The following is a 14,669-nucleotide window of genomic DNA, read 5'->3' on the forward strand; positions in this document are numbered from 1 at the left end:
TCGGGCCGTATCCGCCGCTATGCCGCGCCCGGCAAGGTGACGACGGTCGGGCCGCGCTTGGTCGCGACCATGGTGTGCTCGTACTGGACCGTGGGTGCCCGGGGCTCGGACAGCAGGGTCCAGCCGTCATCGCCCCGGTCCGCCGCCCATTCGGCGCCGAGCGACAGGAACGGTTCGATCGTGAAGACCAAACCGTCCGCGATGCGCCGCCGTTCCTCCGGCGCGTGCCAGGTGGGCAGTTCCTTCGGGTCCTCGTGCAGCGAGGTGCCGACGCCATGGCTCGCCAGATTGCGCACCAGGCTATAGCCGCGCTTGTCCGCGAAGGCCTGGATCGCGGTGCCGATCGCGCCGAGCGGGCGGTCCGCCGCCACCTGCCGGACCCCGGTCCAGAGCGCCTGCTTGCCGTCGCGGGTCAGCCGCGCGATGCGCGCTTCCGTCGGCGGCACGGCGAAGGAAGCGCCGGTATCGGCGAAAATGCCGTCCTTCTCCGCCGAGACGTCGATATTGACCAGATCGCCGGCCGCGATCCGCCGGTCGCCGGGCACGCCATGGGCGATTTCCTCATTGACGCTGATGCAGGTGGCACCGGGGAAGCCATAGCTCAATTCCGGCGCGGAACGCGCGCCCGCCGCCTCCAGCAGCCGGCGGCCGATCGCGTCCAGCTCCGCCGTGGTCATGCCGGGTTCCAGGGCGCGGCCCATGGCCTGTAGCACATCGGCCACGATGCGGCCGATGACCTTCAGGCGCTCGAAGTCGCTCTCGTTCGTCAGCGTCATGGGATGCCGTTTCTCCTCCACTCTCGACCGCACTTTATCCAACAGCCTCCGGGGGAACCAGCGCCGTCGTTGCACGCGCCCGTCCCGGCGCGTACATTGCACCGCACCAAGGATACCCACGAAATGCCGAGGGAGCCGGCCCGTCATGGACAACACCCGCCTGCACGAGGACCTCAATGGGTACTTCATCGAGGATCTGTCGGTCGGCATGTCCGCCGCCTTCGCCAAGACCATCACGGAGGCGGACATCGTCATGTTCTCCGGCGTCACAGGCGATATGAACCCGGTCCATGTGAACGAGGATTTTGCCCGGGACACCATGTTCAAGGGCCGCATCGCCCACGGCATGCTGACGGCCAGCCTGATTTCCACCGTTCTGGGCATGAAGATGCCGGGCCCGGGTTGCATCTATCTGAGCCAGGACCTGAAGTTCCTGGCGCCCGTGCGTGCGGGCGATACAGTGACGGCGCACGCCATTATCACCGACATCATCCCGGAGAAGAAGCGCATCGTCTGCAAGACGACCGCATCCATCGGCGAGAAGATCGTCTGCGACGGGGAGGCCAAGATGATGGTCCGCTCCCGTGCGGAGGAGGAAGCCTCCAAGGGGTGAGGGCCTCGGTCCGGCGGCGCGCCTATCGCCGCCCGAACAGCTTCTCGATATCGGCGAGCTTCAGTTCGACATAGGTCGGGCGGCCGTGGTTGCATTGGCCGGAATGCGGCGTTGCCTCCATCTGGCGTAGCAGGGCGTTCATCTCCTCCACCGTCAACCGCCGGCCGGACCGGACGGAGCCGTGGCAGGCCATGGTGCCGCAAACCTCCTCCAGGCTTTCCTTCAGCTTGAAGGCGTCGCCCATCTCCTCCAACTCATCGGCGAGGTCGTTGAGGAGCCCCTGCGCATCCATTTCCCCCAGCAGCGCCGGCGTCTCCCGCACCGCGACGGCGCCGGGGCCGAATCCCTCGACCACGAGGCCGAGTTCCGCCAGTTCCTCCGCCCGGGCCAGCACGCGTTCCGCCCGATCCTCGCCCAGATCGATGATTTCCGGGATCAACAGGCCCTGGCGCGCGACGCCCGTGCTCTCGATCGCGCGCTTCATGCGCTCATAGACGAGGCGTTCATGCGCGGCGTGCTGATCGACGATGACGATCCCGTCGCCGGTCTGGGCGACGACATAGGTTTCGTGCAGTTGCGCGCGCGCCGCGCCGAGGGGATAGGCCTGCAACTCCTCCCCACGCGGTGCCGCCTCGCCCGTTTCCGGGTCGTAGGCGCCGGCATCGGTGGGGGCGGGGGCGTGCTCGCCGCCATGGTCCGGCGGCGCGCCTTCTCCCCGGGCGGAAGGGGCGAAGGCGTCCCGGCCGTCCGGCCCTTGGAAGCTATAGGCGCTGGCCGCCAGCCCGCGGTCGGGCCGCCATCCTTCCGCCTGCGGCCGATAGGCATGGCCACCGCCCATTCCACCGGACCCGCCACGATAGGGCAGGGGTGACGGCCCGTCCTGAGGGCGCAGCGCGCCCAGCGCGCTGCCCGCGACCGTCGTGCTGGCGCGGTGGCCGGCCTCCGCCAGCGCGTGACGCAGCGCGCCGACGATCAGGCCGCGCACCAGGCCCGGTTCACGGAAGCGCACCTCCGCCTTCGCCGGATGGACGTTCACATCCACCCAGCGCGGATCGCAATCCAGGAAGAGGGCCAGCATCGGGTGCCGGTCGCGCGCCAGGAAATCCTGATAGGCCGCGCGAACGGCGCCGATCAACTGCTTGTCGCGCACCGGACGGCCATTGACGAAAAGGAACTGCATCTGCGCGTTGCCGCGATTGAGCGTCGGCAGTCCGGCATGGCCGGTCAGGCGCACGCCCTCGCGCTCCGCGTCGATAGCGAGCGCGTTCTCCTTGAAGTCCCGCCCCATGATGGCGCCGAGGCGGTCGAGGCGGCTGTCCAGCAGATCGCCCTGCGCGCCTTGTACAGAGAGCTTGCGACGCCCGTCATCCTCCAGCGTGAAGGCGATCTCCGGATGCGCCATGGCGATGCGGTTCAGCACATCGACGATGGCCATGGATTCCGCCCGCGCGCTGCGCAGGAACTTGAGCCGCGCGGGCGTGGCGAAGAACAGGTCGCGCACCTCCACCCGCGTGCCCTGGCTTCCGGCGGCGGGTTCCACCGCGCGCTCCACCCCGCCGTCGACCTGGATGCGGTGGGCGGTATCGCTGCCGGCCGCGCGGCTGGTGATCGTCAAGCGGCTGACCGACCCGATGGAGGGGAGCGCCTCCCCCCGGAAACCCAGCGTCGTGATATGGAAGAGGTCTTCCTCCGGTAGCTTGGAGGTGGCGTGGCGGGCGATGGCGAGTTCCAGTTCCGCCGCCGTCATGCCACGTCCGTCGTCGGCGACCGCGATCAGGGCACGGCCGCCGTCGCGCACCGTCACCTCGATACGCCGGGCGCCGGCGTCGATCGCGTTCTCCACCAGTTCCTTGACGGCGGAGGCCGGCCGCTCGATCACCTCGCCCGCCGCGATGCGGTTGACGAGCCCCTCCGGCAGGCGGCGGATCGCCGGGCCGCCGGTCTGCGCGGGGTCGCTCGGCGGGGTCGCGGACGCGGCCGGTTCCCCGGATGCGCGCGCGGGATCGGCCATCAGTTCTCTCCCAGTTCCCGGAGGTAGCGGCGGATCAGGACCTTGCCCGACTCAACAGCGGGCTGATCGAAGGGGTCGACGTCGAGCAGCGCGGCGGCCAGCACGGTCTCCAGCATGAAATGCATCATCAGCGCGCCCATGGAGGCTTCGTCGATGCGGCGCATGTCGATCCGGCGGACCGGCCGCCCGTGATTCGCGAGTGTCTCTGTCGTGGCCCGGCGCGAGGCTTCCATCAGATCGCCCAGCGTGCGCCCGCCCATATAGGCGATCGACGGGTCGACGATCAGATCGGGGTCGAGGCGCACGCCCGTGGCTTCGTTCGGGCCCCCCATCACGGTGAACATCTTGTCCGCCGGTCCGTCGAGCCAAAGTTGAAGCTGGCTGTGCTGGTCGACCGGCCCGGTGCCGTAGATCGGCGTCGTGCCCTGGCCGTTCTTGCCGAGGCTCTCCGCCCAGAGCTGACGGTACCAGCGGGCGAGCGAGCCAAGCCGATCCGAATAAGCCAGCATGACGGAGGCACCGACGCCTCGCTCCCGCTGCAAGCCGACGGAGATGGCCGCGCCCAGGGCCGGGTCGCTCTCCCGCGCGCGGCGGCCCGGGCTCAGCGTGTCCTCCAATATCGTGGCCGCCCCGGCGCGTACCGCGCCCGCGTCGAGCCCCGCGATCATCGTCGGCAGCATCCCGACGAGGCTCAGGACCGAATAGCGTCCGCCGATGCGCGGATCGTGATCGAGCACCGGCAGGCCGAACCGCTCGCCCAGCGCGCGCAGGGGGCGGGGGCCCGGTTCGGTGATCAGCGTGATCCGCCCCGCCAGGCCCGCGTCGCCCACCTGGGCCCGGATGATCGGCAGGATCGCCATGAATTGCATCATGGTCTCGGTCGTGCCGCCGGACTTGGAGATGACGATCACGCCGGTTCGCGTGAAATCGAACCGGTTGACCATGCGCTCGAAGATCATCGGATCGACATTGGTGACGATATGCAGCTTAGGCAGGCCGGAATCATGCTCGCGGCTCGCCATCTCGTAGAGCGCGCTGCCGCCGAGGCTGGAGCCGCCGGTGCCGAGGACGAGGACGTCCGTGAAGCTCTCCCTATAGTGCGCGGCCCGGTCCTCCAACGCATCTAGGTCCGTGCGGGCACGCGCCAGATCGAGAAAGGGGAGGGCGGTGTCGGCTTCGCGCATCCGCCGACGCAACCCTTCCAATACGGGGTCGAGGTCGGCGCACAGCCGGTCGAGCGCCGACGCGGAGAGGCCGCCCTCCCCGATGGTCTCCGCCAAGCATTGATCGACGCTCTGACGGTAGAGGGGGGCGCTCGTTCCGGCCGGTGCCGTGGGCGCGGCGGTCTCGTTGGTGGATAGTGCTGCCATGGTCGTTTTCATAGCGGATGGCTGTGATACAGTCCAACCCATCCGAAGCCCTTCGCCACAACCGCCTGAAAGCCGGGCTCGATGCGACTTTTATGCCGCTCCTTGATATCGTTTCCGGCGCTCGTTCTGGCGCTGTTTTGCCTGATCGAGTCGCCCGACGCCCTCGCTCAATCCCAGCAGGGTGGTGGTGGCGATGCGGGAAGCGCCGATGTCTCGTCGGACGACTGGGCCTATAGCATCACGGTCGCGAACTGGAACAATCAACTCGACCGGGTGCGCTCCTATATCGATCTTGGCGCAAGCGATCCGGCGCGAACGGAAGAAGCGCTGGATACCCTGTCCGGCGTGCGGGAGGGCGCGCAGGCGGAGAAGAGCAAGGCCGAGGATGCCCTGGCGCAGGCGCAATCGCGACTCGATGCTCTCGGCCCCAAGCCGGTCGAGGGGGAGCCGCCGGAGCCTTCCGACATCCGGCGCAAGCGCGACCAGATCCAGCAGGAGATCAATTTCTACAAGTCTCGGGTCTCGCTCGCCGACTTGGCCCTGACCCGTGTCAATGGGCTCGAACAGGGGCTGTCGCGCAGTGAGCGGGCCTTGCTCATCGACCGGCTGACAACCCGGGGGCCCCTGCCGTTCGACCCGAGCACCGTGTTCGAGGCAGTGGGGGATATGAGCGCCTTCCTGACCGGAATCGTCAACACGGCGCATGGCTGGTGGACCGGCCTGCCCTATGCGGATCGATCGATCGAGCGTCTGGTGATACGAATCCTCGCCTTCGTGGCGGGCGCCTTCCTGATTGCCTATCTCGTGCGCATGCTGTTGCTGCGCCGGTTCGGCGCGCATCCGACGGACGAACCGCCGGCCTATCGCCAACGTCTGTTGGCGGCGGTCGCCGAGGGGCTCTCGAAAGGGCTGATACCGGCCACGATCCTCGGTATTATCGTCGCCCGCACTCAGACGGAAAGCGCGCCGATCTCCGGCGATCTCGGCGATCTGGTCGGTTTGGCGGCGGTGATGATCATCATCTATATCGTCGCCACGAGCCTGCCTCACAGCGTGCTGTCACCCGATTATCCGGAATGGCGGCTGACCCGGCTGGACCCCGCGAACGCACGCCGGATTCTGGCGCTGATCCGGGTGATCGCGGTGCTTTTTTGCGTCGACGAGTTCCTGGTCGAGGCGAGCGAACGGGTCGCGAGCCTTCAGAATCTCCGCACGCCCGAACTGAACGCGGTCTGGACGCTGATCTTCAACGTGGCGCAGGGGCTTTGTATCTTCGCCCTGCTCAGGCCCAGCCTCTGGCGGCTGACCGATGCGCCGGAGGAGAGCATCGACGACGAGGACGGACCGCCCCGCCCCTATGCGAATGCCGCGACGGAATCCGAGGCGGCGAACCGGGCGGGAGACACGGACGACGAGGCCGAGGACGACGGCGCCTCCGATCCACCGGTCGACCAGCCGGCGGGCCTTGTCGGCGCGGCGCGGGCGGCACGGGCCGGTGCCGGGGCGGGCTTCTGGAAGATTCTGCGTTTCGCGCTGGCCAGCATCGCGGTGGTCGGAATGTTGGCGCCGCTCGCCGGTTACACGGCGCTCGCCAATTATCTCCTGAACAACCTGCTGGGAACCGGACTGGTCGTGGGCGCGCTCTACATCCTGCGTGGTCTTTTCCGGGAGATGATCGGTCTCGCCAGTTCGAGCAGCCTCCTGCGCGATCGCATCGGGATCGATTATCGCGCCCGCTCGCGCATCAAGTTCTGGTTCCGCGCGGCGTTGGATATCCTGATCATCGTGATCGGTGTTCTGATGATCGCGCCGAATTGGGGCCTCTCGCGAAGCGAGATACTGCGCTGGATCAAGGAGGGATTCGAGGGGTTCACGATCGGCAATGTGACGATCTCGATCGCCGATATCGCCTTCGGCCTGATCGCCTTCGCCGTGGTCCTCGGGCTGACCGGCACGACGAAACGCATGCTGGCCGAGCGCGTGCTGCCGGAAACGGAGATCGACGAGGGCGTTCAGCATTCGGTCACCGCCGGGGTGGGCTATGCCGGCTTCGTGATCGCGCTGGCGCTCTCGATCGCGGTGATGGGCGTCGACCTCTCGAACATCGCCATCATCGCCGGCGCGTTGTCGGTTGGGATCGGCTTCGGGTTGCAGAACATCGTCAACAACTTCGTCTCCGGTCTGATCCTGTTGATCGAGCGGCCGATTAAGGCCGGGGACTGGGTCGTCGTCGGCGAGAACGAAGGATTCGTGAAGCAGGTCAGCCTGCGCGCGACCGAGATCGAGACATGGCACCGCGCCAGCGTCATCGTGCCGAACGCGGATCTTCTCTCCTCCGCGCTCAAGAACTGGACGCTCAAGGACAAATATGGGCGCGTCGATATGCCGATCGGTGTCGCCCTGGACAGCGACCCGAAGCAGGTCGAGCGTATCCTGCTGCAGGTCGCGCGCCGTCATCCGCGCGTGGTGCGCTGGCCGCAGCCGGTCGTGCTGTTGATGTCGGTGGGGGAAAGCCGGCTTCAGTTCGAGCTTCGTGTTTTCACCGACGATATTCTTTGGGTGATGTTCATCGCGAGCGAGCTTCGGATCGAAACCCTGCGCCGGTTCAGGGAGGAAGGGATCGTCGTTCCGTTCGACCAAACCGTCGTCCATCTGGAACGCGGCGATCCGCGCCAGCCGCCGCGCGACGAGTCGGGGGCCATCATCCGCCGTTCCGGCGGCGTCCAGCGCTCCACCGGCCCGATTCCGACCGCGATCCAGCATCCCAGCCGCGACGGTAAGAGCGAGGGACCGAACGAAGGGCCGGCGAGCGGCGCGCCGGAAGGCGGCGAAGGGCGGTGACGGCCGATCCGATGGGATCGGCTGCTACTCGCCCAAGGGTGGCTCACCCCGTCGACGGCGGCGACGTGGGCGCAGGTCGTTCCAACTCACCCGGCCGGAGTCGATCCGGCGCTGCTTGATCGCCTGGACGATGGCCAGCTTGCGCTCGTTCGTCGCGCGCGACCATTCCATGATCTCCGCGCGCGTGCGAAGGCACCCGACGCAACGCTCGGCCGCGCCGTCGAGGGCGCAGATTCCCACGCAGGGGCTCGGGATATCGGGCAGGGGCTGGCGTGTCATGATTTCGCAGATAAAGCGGAACAGGGAGATCGGCAAGGGAATGCCGTTAATTCTAATATTCTAGAAATATGGTTGACAGCATCATCGGCGAGGATCATCGTTCATCGCATGATGGAACTTGAACGAACCGCCGCCTGTCTTGAAGCGCTCGGCAATCCGACACGGCTTTCGATCTATCGCTTGCTGGTACGCGCGGGGCAGGCGGGCAAGGCGGTCGGCCAAATCCAGCGTATGCTCGACGTTCCGGCCTCGACCTTGTCGCATCATCTGAAGCATCTGGAGATGGTGGGCCTGGTGACGAAGCGTCGGGACGGCACCACCCATCTCTGTGTCGCATCCTATGAGACCATGGATGCGATGCTGGCTTTCCTCACGCGCGAATGCTGCGTGGAGGCGGGCGCGGGCGCAACCGTGGACGCAACCGCGGACGCGTCCGGCAGCGTGGCCGCGAATGATGGGGCTTAACCCCTCGATGGTCGTACCTGTTTCCAGCAACGGGCGGCATTGGAATGGAACCGGGGCGGGGCGTTCGCGCCCACCCCACGGCTTACGCCGGGAGTGATGGAGAAAGGCCATGTCTGATGAACGCGGCATTGGGCTTGATTTATATTTCGGAATTTCTAGAAAAATAGTTTATTTGTTTAAGAATGTGCTGCGTGATCGCGTGGTGATCGGTTTCCTGATCATCCTATCGGCGCTTGCCGTGATCGAGGTCGCGGCGGTACCGGTACTCCTGGAGGAGACGGCGCGCAGCCTGTTGGAGATGGCGCCCTTCATTGTCGTTTCGGTTCTCCTCGCCGCTTCGGTCAGGGCGAGCGGCGCGGATCGGTTGATCGGCCGGGCACTTTCGGGGCGCGCGCATGTGGCGGTGGTCACGGCGGCCGTCTTCGGAGCGCTCTCGCCCTTTTGCAGTTGCGGCGTGGTTCCCTTGATCGCGGCACTGTTGTCGGCGGGCGTGCCGCTCGCGCCGGTCATGGCCTTCTGGCTCGCCTCGCCGGTGATCGATCCGGAGATGATGGTGTTGAGTTGGGGCGTGCTGGGCGCGGAAATCACCATCGCCAAGACGCTTTCGGCCATTCTGCTCGGTCTTCTCGGCGGGGCCGTGGTGCTGGCGGTCGCGCGCGCGGGCGGCTATGGCGATGTGTTGAAGGGAGCGGCACGGGGCGGCTGCGCCCCGTCCTGTGGCACGAAGGCGGCGATCGACCCCGGGGCGCGGCCGGTTTGGGCCTTCTGGCGGGAGGTGGCGCGTCGCCGGACCTTCTCGACCGAATTCGCCCGCAGCGCCGTTTTCCTCGCCAAATGGCTGAGCATTGCCTTCCTGTTGGAGGCCGTGATGCTGCGCTGGGTGCCGATGGGGCAGGTCGCGGGCGGGATCAAGGGTCTCGGCATTTGGGCGGTTCCGGCGGCGGCGGCCGTGGGGGTTCCGAGCTATCTCAACGGTTACGCGGCGATCCCTCTGGTGCGTGGCCTGATGGATGTGGGACTGCAACCCGCGGCCGCGCTCAGCTTCATGGTGGCGGGGGGCGTCACCTCGATCCCGGCGGCGATCGCCGTGCAGGCGCTGGTGCGTTGGCCGGTCTTCGCGACATATCTGGGGGTGGCGATGGCCGGCTCCATCGGCGTCGGGCTTCTGCATGCCGCGATGCTGGGATGACGGCCAATCTGTCGCGTCGCATATCGCGAAAAAAAGGGCCGCGCCGAAGCGCGGCCCAAGTTTAGGGAGGAAACGCCCAAAAGAAGCGCGTATGGGAGCGGGGCTCCCCGCGCTACAACATGGCGAGGCGCGCCATGCTGCACTGCAAAATATGGCATGTGCGTTGCAGCAAGGCAAGGGAAACCTTTAAAAAATTGTCGCGGCATGTGCTGGGTTTTTTGATCCCAACCCCTTGAATTGCGACAAAACTTCATAATGGTTGCACGGAATGCAACCTGTGAGACCCGGGTGGGCGGCGATCGATGCGGCTTGTTCCACCCGAGCATGCGGGTCATTTTGGACTCATAGGTACACGAATGATCGAGCGGATTCGTCTCGCCGAGGCTGCCCGGTGCGGGAGGGGTTCGATCGAAACGGGCCAGGAAAAGGTCTCCCATGGTGGAAACGACGGCGGAAACCACGGCCCAGCCCGGGAGCGACCCCGATGACTACGAGGTCACCGAGCAGATCGGGCATCTGTTGCGGCGGGCGCATCAACGCGCAAGCGCGCTGTTCCAAGAGACGCTGGACGACCCGGCACTGACGCCGACGCAGTTCGCGGCCCTGATGAAGCTCGCGGACGGCGGCCCGTTATCACAGAATCACCTGGGACGCCTGACCGCGATGGACCCGGCGACGATACAGGGGGTGATCCGGCGATTGGGGGAGCGGGGGTTGATCGAGCGCCGCGACGACCCCACGGATCGCCGCCGGACCCTCCTCATGCCGAGCGAGGCGGGCCGGGCGCTCGCCGCGCGTCTGGTGCCAAGCGCGCGGGAAGTTACCCGGCGCACATTGGAGCCGCTCACTCAAGCCGAGCGTCGCACCCTGATCGATCTATTGATCCGGATCGGCGGATAGGGGGGACCGCCTGTTTCCGGCGTGCCCGGCCCCCACCCAGTCCGATCGGACTCAATCCCGCTCGACGCACATGGCGATACCCATGCCGCCGCCGATGCAGAGCGTGGCGAGGCCCTTCTTGGCATCGCGCTTCTGCATTTCGTGCAGCAGGGTGACGAAGACCCGCTGGCCCGAGGCGCCGATCGGATGGCCGAGCGCGATGGCCCCGCCATTGACGTTCACCTTCTCCGGGTCCCAGCCCATGTCCTTGTTGACCGCGAGCGCCTGGGCCGCGAAGGCCTCGTTCGCCTCGATCAGGTCGAGATCCTCCGGCTTCCAGCCGGCCTTCTCCAGCGCCTTCTTGGAGGACGGGATCGGGCCCGTGCCCATGATCGAGGGATCGACGCCCGCCGTCGCCCAGGAAACGATCCGGGCCAGCGGCGTGATCCCGCGCTTCTTCGCCTCCTCGGCGCTCATCAGCACGCAGGCCGCCGCGCCGTCATTGATGCCGGAGGCATTGCCGGCCGTGACCGTGCCCTCCTTGTCGAAGGCGGGGCGCAGCTTCGCCAGGCTCTCGGCCGTGGTGCCATGCTTGGGGTGTTCGTCCTCCTCGACGACGGTGTCGCCCTTGCGGCCCTTGATGGTGACGGGGATGATCTCGTCCTTGAAGCGGCCAGCCTTCTGCGCGGCCTCGGCCTTCTGCTGGGAGAGCGCGGCGAATTCGTCCTGCTGCTCGCGGGTCAACTGCCACTGACGGGCCACGTTTTCCGCCGTGTTGCCCATGTGATAGCCGTTGAAGGCGCACCACAGACCGTCGCGGATCATGGTATCGACGAATTTCAGATCGCCCATCTTCTGGCCGCTGCGCAGATAGGCGGCGTGGGGCGCCTGGCTCATGCTTTCCTGGCCGCCGGCGACGATGATGTCGGCGTCGCCCGCCTTGATCGCCTGCATGCCGAGCGCGACCGAACGCAGGCCCGAGCCGCAGAGCTGGTTCATCTGATAGGCGGTCTTCTCCACCGGAATGCCCGCCTCGACCGCGGCCTGGCGCGCCGGGTTCTGGCCCTGGGCGGCGATCAGGATCTGGCCCATCACCACTTCGTCGACGGCTTCGGGCTCGACCTGGGCGCGGCTCAGCGCCTCCTTGATGGCGATCGAGCCGAGATAGGAGGCCGGCACGCTGGACAGTGCGCCGTTGAAAGCGCCGACCGGCGTGCGCGCCGCGGCCGCGATAACGATTTCGCTCATGGATGCTCCTCCATTTTGATGCGCTTCATGGGGCGCCGTGGCGTTCGCCATTCCCCGCGCCGGCATGGTTGCGTCGACAGTACCGCGCCCCGTAGGGGACGGCAACGCGCCTAGGGGCGGCGATCCGGCGCGCATGCTCCCCGGTGTTCTCAAGGAATACCTAGGTGGCTCCCACCCTACCTGCAAGGAAGGCGCGGATCGGTTCCCAGACCGTCCGATCGGCCCGCCCACCCACGATCATGCCGATATGGCCGGCCTTGGGGCGCTCCAGCCGGCAATCGGGAATCGCCTCGGCAAGCGCGAGCGCCGATCCCGGCGGCACGATCCGATCGCCGGAGGGGACGAGGGCAAGTGTGGGCATACCGACATCGCGTGGGCGAACCGGGAACCCGCTCAGCCGCCAAGTGCCGTTGCCCGGCCGGTTCTCGCCGTACCAACGGGTCATGCACTCGCGCGCGACGGGGGCGGCCAGCGGCACGCCGTCATTCAGCCAGTCTTCCAGCGCGACGAAGGAACGGGCGCGGTCGCTTTCCGGGTCCATGCGGGCGAAGGCGTCGAACTTCTTCATTGCCAGAAACGGGTCGAGCGTCGCGAACAGCGCCTGCAGCGCATCGATCGGCAATACGCCCTGGCTTTGCAACAACGGCTCCAGACCGCCCGCCATCGCGCCCAGCAGGCGGGCCTGACGCGGGCGTTCCGCATGGAAGTCCCATGGTGTGGCGAGCAGGATCAACCGGTCGACGGGTGGGTTGGGGCCGAGATAGCCGGCAGCAAGCGGCAGCGTCAGAAGCCCGCCCATGCAATAGCCGAGAAGCCCGACCGGCCGCCCGCAAGCCGCCGCGCAATGCCCGGCCGCCCGGCCCAGCCGGGCGACATAATCGGTGACGGTGAAATCCTCCTCATCCGCGCCGGGCGTGCCCCAGTCGACCAACATCACGTCGATTCCGCGCGCGGCGAGCCATCGGGCGAGCGATCGTTCCGCCGTCAGGTCCAGCACATAGCCGCGATTGACGAGCGAGGGGACCAGCATGACCGATCCTTGCGACGGCCCCTCGCGCAGGCCGCGGAAATCGAGCAGCCGCGTCGTTCCCTCCGCCCAGAGGATGGGGGGATCCTCCAACGACCGTTGATAGGGATGGGCCCGGTAGCGCTGGATTCCCTCCAGCATGCGGGACAGGCGCCGGGCGGCCGTATCTTGAACGGCCATGGTGAAGGCGTTCCAGACCGCCTGCTCCCGCCAGAAGGCTTCCAGGTCGGGATCAGCCCTTTCGCCGGCGCCCAGGGGATTTGGCAGGGGATTTGGCGGGAGATTTTGCGCCGGATCGCTTGGCTGGCGCGCGGCGTGGCGACGAATCGCCTTGCGCAGGCTCGCCACCTCCGCGCGCAAGCTCGGATGCCAGGGAATCGAGCCGTTCCTCAAGCCGATCGAAGCGCCGAGCGAACTCGTCGAGGCGGCGATCGCGCTCATCAGGTGCAGCGGGAGCGGACGCGGCCCGATCCGCCGTCCCGGCCCCGGCGTCGGTCCCGCCAGAAGGTCCGGCCGTGTTCGTTCCCCTCGTGGGTTCCGCGTTCGATCCATGATTCGATGCGCCGGACGATCCAGCGTCCGCTCCCCCATTGCGTGGTTCAGCGCGGGCGCCCGCATCCGGGCCTCCACGCGCGGCGGACGGGCCGGCCATCCCAGCCAGCATGGTCCGCATCATATTCATCGCGTCCGTCATATGTGCCGGATCGGCCCAGCGCGCCATGTCCTGGGAGCGCGGCGCACCGCCAAACCCCTCACCCCCGCCGAAGCCGGGCCATTGTCCCATGCCTCCGCCGTTGATGCCCCCGCCGCTGGTGCCGCCGCCCATGGCCCCCGCCATCGGATGCCAGAGCCGCGCCATGTCCGCCATCGCCTGGGCGGTCGCCGGATCGTCCGACAGCAGGGCGATTTGCTCCCGCCACAGATCGAAGAACCGTTCGGCGAGCGTCGTCAGATCCTCGACCGGCGGGTCGTCGTCTCTTTCGGACATCCCCACATCCTCAAATCGCTTCGCGCCCGCACTATAACCCAGCACGGGACCCGGCTCCAGGCATGGTCGGCGGCAACCCTTGCACCGCAATTTCCCGCGATGCAATATAATGGAACGAATGGACGCGGATAAGGGTGCGTCGCGGAATATCCGATACGGGGTATTCCGTCTTCCAATGACACGACCGGAAGCGCGGGCGCGCCAACCGGTCCAGGCACGGGAGCCAGCCCATGGCGGATCAACGCGGATCGGACGCGAAGCCGGGCCCCAGTCCCGGGGATATGCCGGGCAAGGCGGGCGCCAAGGGCGCCGGTAGCCAGGCGTCGGGCCAGGCCACGGACGGCACGTCCGCCCCGGTCACGATCAAGAAATACGCGAACCGGCGCCTCTACAACACCGCGACCAGCAGCTATGTCACGTTGGAAACGCTCTGCGGGATGGTGAAGGACGGGGTCGAATTCGTCGTCTACGACGCGAAGACCGGCGAGGATATCACACGATCAGTCCTGACGCAGATCATCGTCGAGGAGGAGGCGAAGACGGGGCAGAACCTGTTGCCGATCGGTTTCCTGCGTCAACTCATCGGATTCTACGGCGACAATATGCAGCAGATGATGTTGCCGCAATATCTCGATCTTTCGCTGCGCTCCTTCGCCGAGAATCAGGAGAAGATGCGCTCCTACATGTCCGATACGTTCGGTGCCGTCTTTCCTTTCGGCCAGATGGAGGAGATGGGGAAGCGCAACATGGAGATCTTCGAGAACGCCATGCGCGCTTTCCGGCCCTTTTCTCCGGACCTGTCCGGTGGCGGACCGGCCGGGGCTCCCCGTTCCGCGCCCCAGCCCAGGGGCGAGGCCGACCGGCAGGACGCCGCCGATCAGGCGGAACGGGTGAAGGCCCTGCAGGACCAGCTCTCGGAGATGCAGCGCCAGCTTCAGGATATGCAGAAAAAGTAAGAGAGGCAGGAAGGGGACGGGCGCGCC

General features: G+C 67.0%; 13 protein-coding genes. 6 read left to right on the plus strand and 7 right to left on the minus strand.

The features are described 5' to 3' along the window. Positions 1 to 17 precede the first annotated feature (17 nt). Complete coding sequence (gene map / locus KAJ83_RS14870; protein WP_210682892.1) at positions 18 to 776, minus strand: type I methionyl aminopeptidase; 759 nt, start codon at positions 774 to 776, stop codon at positions 18 to 20. A gap of 145 nt (positions 777 to 921) precedes the next feature. Between map and KAJ83_RS14875 the strand changes: the two genes are divergently transcribed. Beyond that, on the plus strand, positions 922 to 1,389 hold the full coding sequence (locus KAJ83_RS14875; protein WP_210682893.1) for a MaoC family dehydratase: 468 nt from the start codon (positions 922 to 924) through the stop codon (positions 1,387 to 1,389). Between the two features lie 22 nt (positions 1,390 to 1,411). On the opposite strand, the gene mutL is transcribed toward KAJ83_RS14875, so the two are convergent. Beyond that, a complete protein-coding gene (gene mutL / locus KAJ83_RS14880; protein ID WP_210682894.1) occupies positions 1,412 to 3,400 on the minus strand; it encodes a DNA mismatch repair endonuclease MutL in 1,989 nt (662 codons plus the stop codon). Beyond that, positions 3,400 to 4,770: a glucose-6-phosphate isomerase gene (locus KAJ83_RS14885; RefSeq protein WP_210682895.1), complete on the minus strand. Its 1,371-nt coding sequence runs from the start codon at positions 4,768 to 4,770 to the stop codon at positions 3,400 to 3,402. The genes mutL and KAJ83_RS14885 overlap by 1 nt, the downstream gene beginning before the upstream one ends. Positions 4,771 to 4,872: 102 nt before the next feature. Here KAJ83_RS14885 and KAJ83_RS14890 point away from each other — a divergent pair, with 102 nt between their 5' ends. Further along, on the plus strand, positions 4,873 to 7,611 hold the full coding sequence (locus tag KAJ83_RS14890; protein WP_210682896.1) for a mechanosensitive ion channel family protein: 2,739 nt from the start codon (positions 4,873 to 4,875) through the stop codon (positions 7,609 to 7,611). Between the two features lie 24 nt (positions 7,612 to 7,635). Here the strand turns inward: KAJ83_RS14890 and KAJ83_RS14895 are convergent, their stop codons facing one another. Beyond that, positions 7,636 to 7,890 (minus strand): DUF1289 domain-containing protein, encoded by a 255-nt coding sequence (locus KAJ83_RS14895; RefSeq protein ID WP_210682897.1) that lies wholly within the window; start codon positions 7,888 to 7,890, stop codon positions 7,636 to 7,638. Between the two features lie 108 nt (positions 7,891 to 7,998). On the opposite strand from KAJ83_RS14895, the gene KAJ83_RS14900 reads away from it, so the two are divergent. The 3 genes from KAJ83_RS14900 (at position 7,999) to KAJ83_RS14910 (ending at position 10,444) form a co-directional block, all read left to right on the plus strand. Then, positions 7,999 to 8,355 (plus strand): ArsR/SmtB family transcription factor, encoded by a 357-nt coding sequence (locus KAJ83_RS14900; RefSeq protein WP_246484660.1) that lies wholly within the window; start codon positions 7,999 to 8,001, stop codon positions 8,353 to 8,355. A 184-nt stretch (positions 8,356 to 8,539) separates the two neighbouring features. Continuing rightward, entirely contained in the window at positions 8,540 to 9,544 is a 1,005-nt protein-coding gene (locus KAJ83_RS14905; protein ID WP_343222023.1) for a permease, read from the plus strand. Between the two features lie 435 nt (positions 9,545 to 9,979). Further along, positions 9,980 to 10,444, plus strand: a complete 465-nt coding sequence (locus KAJ83_RS14910; protein WP_210682899.1) for a MarR family winged helix-turn-helix transcriptional regulator — start codon at positions 9,980 to 9,982, stop codon at positions 10,442 to 10,444. Between the two features lie 51 nt (positions 10,445 to 10,495). On the opposite strand, the gene KAJ83_RS14915 is transcribed toward KAJ83_RS14910, so the two are convergent. From KAJ83_RS14915 to KAJ83_RS19390, 3 genes are all read right to left on the minus strand, one after another. Then, on the minus strand, positions 10,496 to 11,671 hold the full coding sequence (locus KAJ83_RS14915; protein WP_210682900.1) for an acetyl-CoA C-acetyltransferase: 1,176 nt from the start codon (positions 11,669 to 11,671) through the stop codon (positions 10,496 to 10,498). Positions 11,672 to 11,831: 160 nt separating this feature from the next. Beyond that, on the minus strand, positions 11,832 to 12,878 hold the full coding sequence (locus KAJ83_RS14920) for an alpha/beta fold hydrolase (protein WP_246484662.1): 1,047 nt from the start codon (positions 12,876 to 12,878) through the stop codon (positions 11,832 to 11,834). A 52-nt stretch (positions 12,879 to 12,930) separates the two neighbouring features. After that, positions 12,931 to 13,686 (minus strand): hypothetical protein, encoded by a 756-nt coding sequence (locus tag KAJ83_RS19390; RefSeq protein WP_246484664.1) that lies wholly within the window; start codon positions 13,684 to 13,686, stop codon positions 12,931 to 12,933. Positions 13,687 to 13,967: 281 nt separating this feature from the next. Here KAJ83_RS19390 and phaR point away from each other — a divergent pair, with 281 nt between their 5' ends. Then, entirely contained in the window at positions 13,968 to 14,642 is a 675-nt protein-coding gene (phaR, locus tag KAJ83_RS14925) for a polyhydroxyalkanoate synthesis repressor PhaR (RefSeq protein ID WP_210682981.1), read from the plus strand. Positions 14,643 to 14,669: the final 27 nt, after the last annotated feature.

This window comes from Marivibrio halodurans, from assembly GCF_017963645.1.
Lineage (GTDB): Bacteria > Pseudomonadota > Alphaproteobacteria > UBA8366 > Aestuariispiraceae > Marivibrio > Marivibrio halodurans.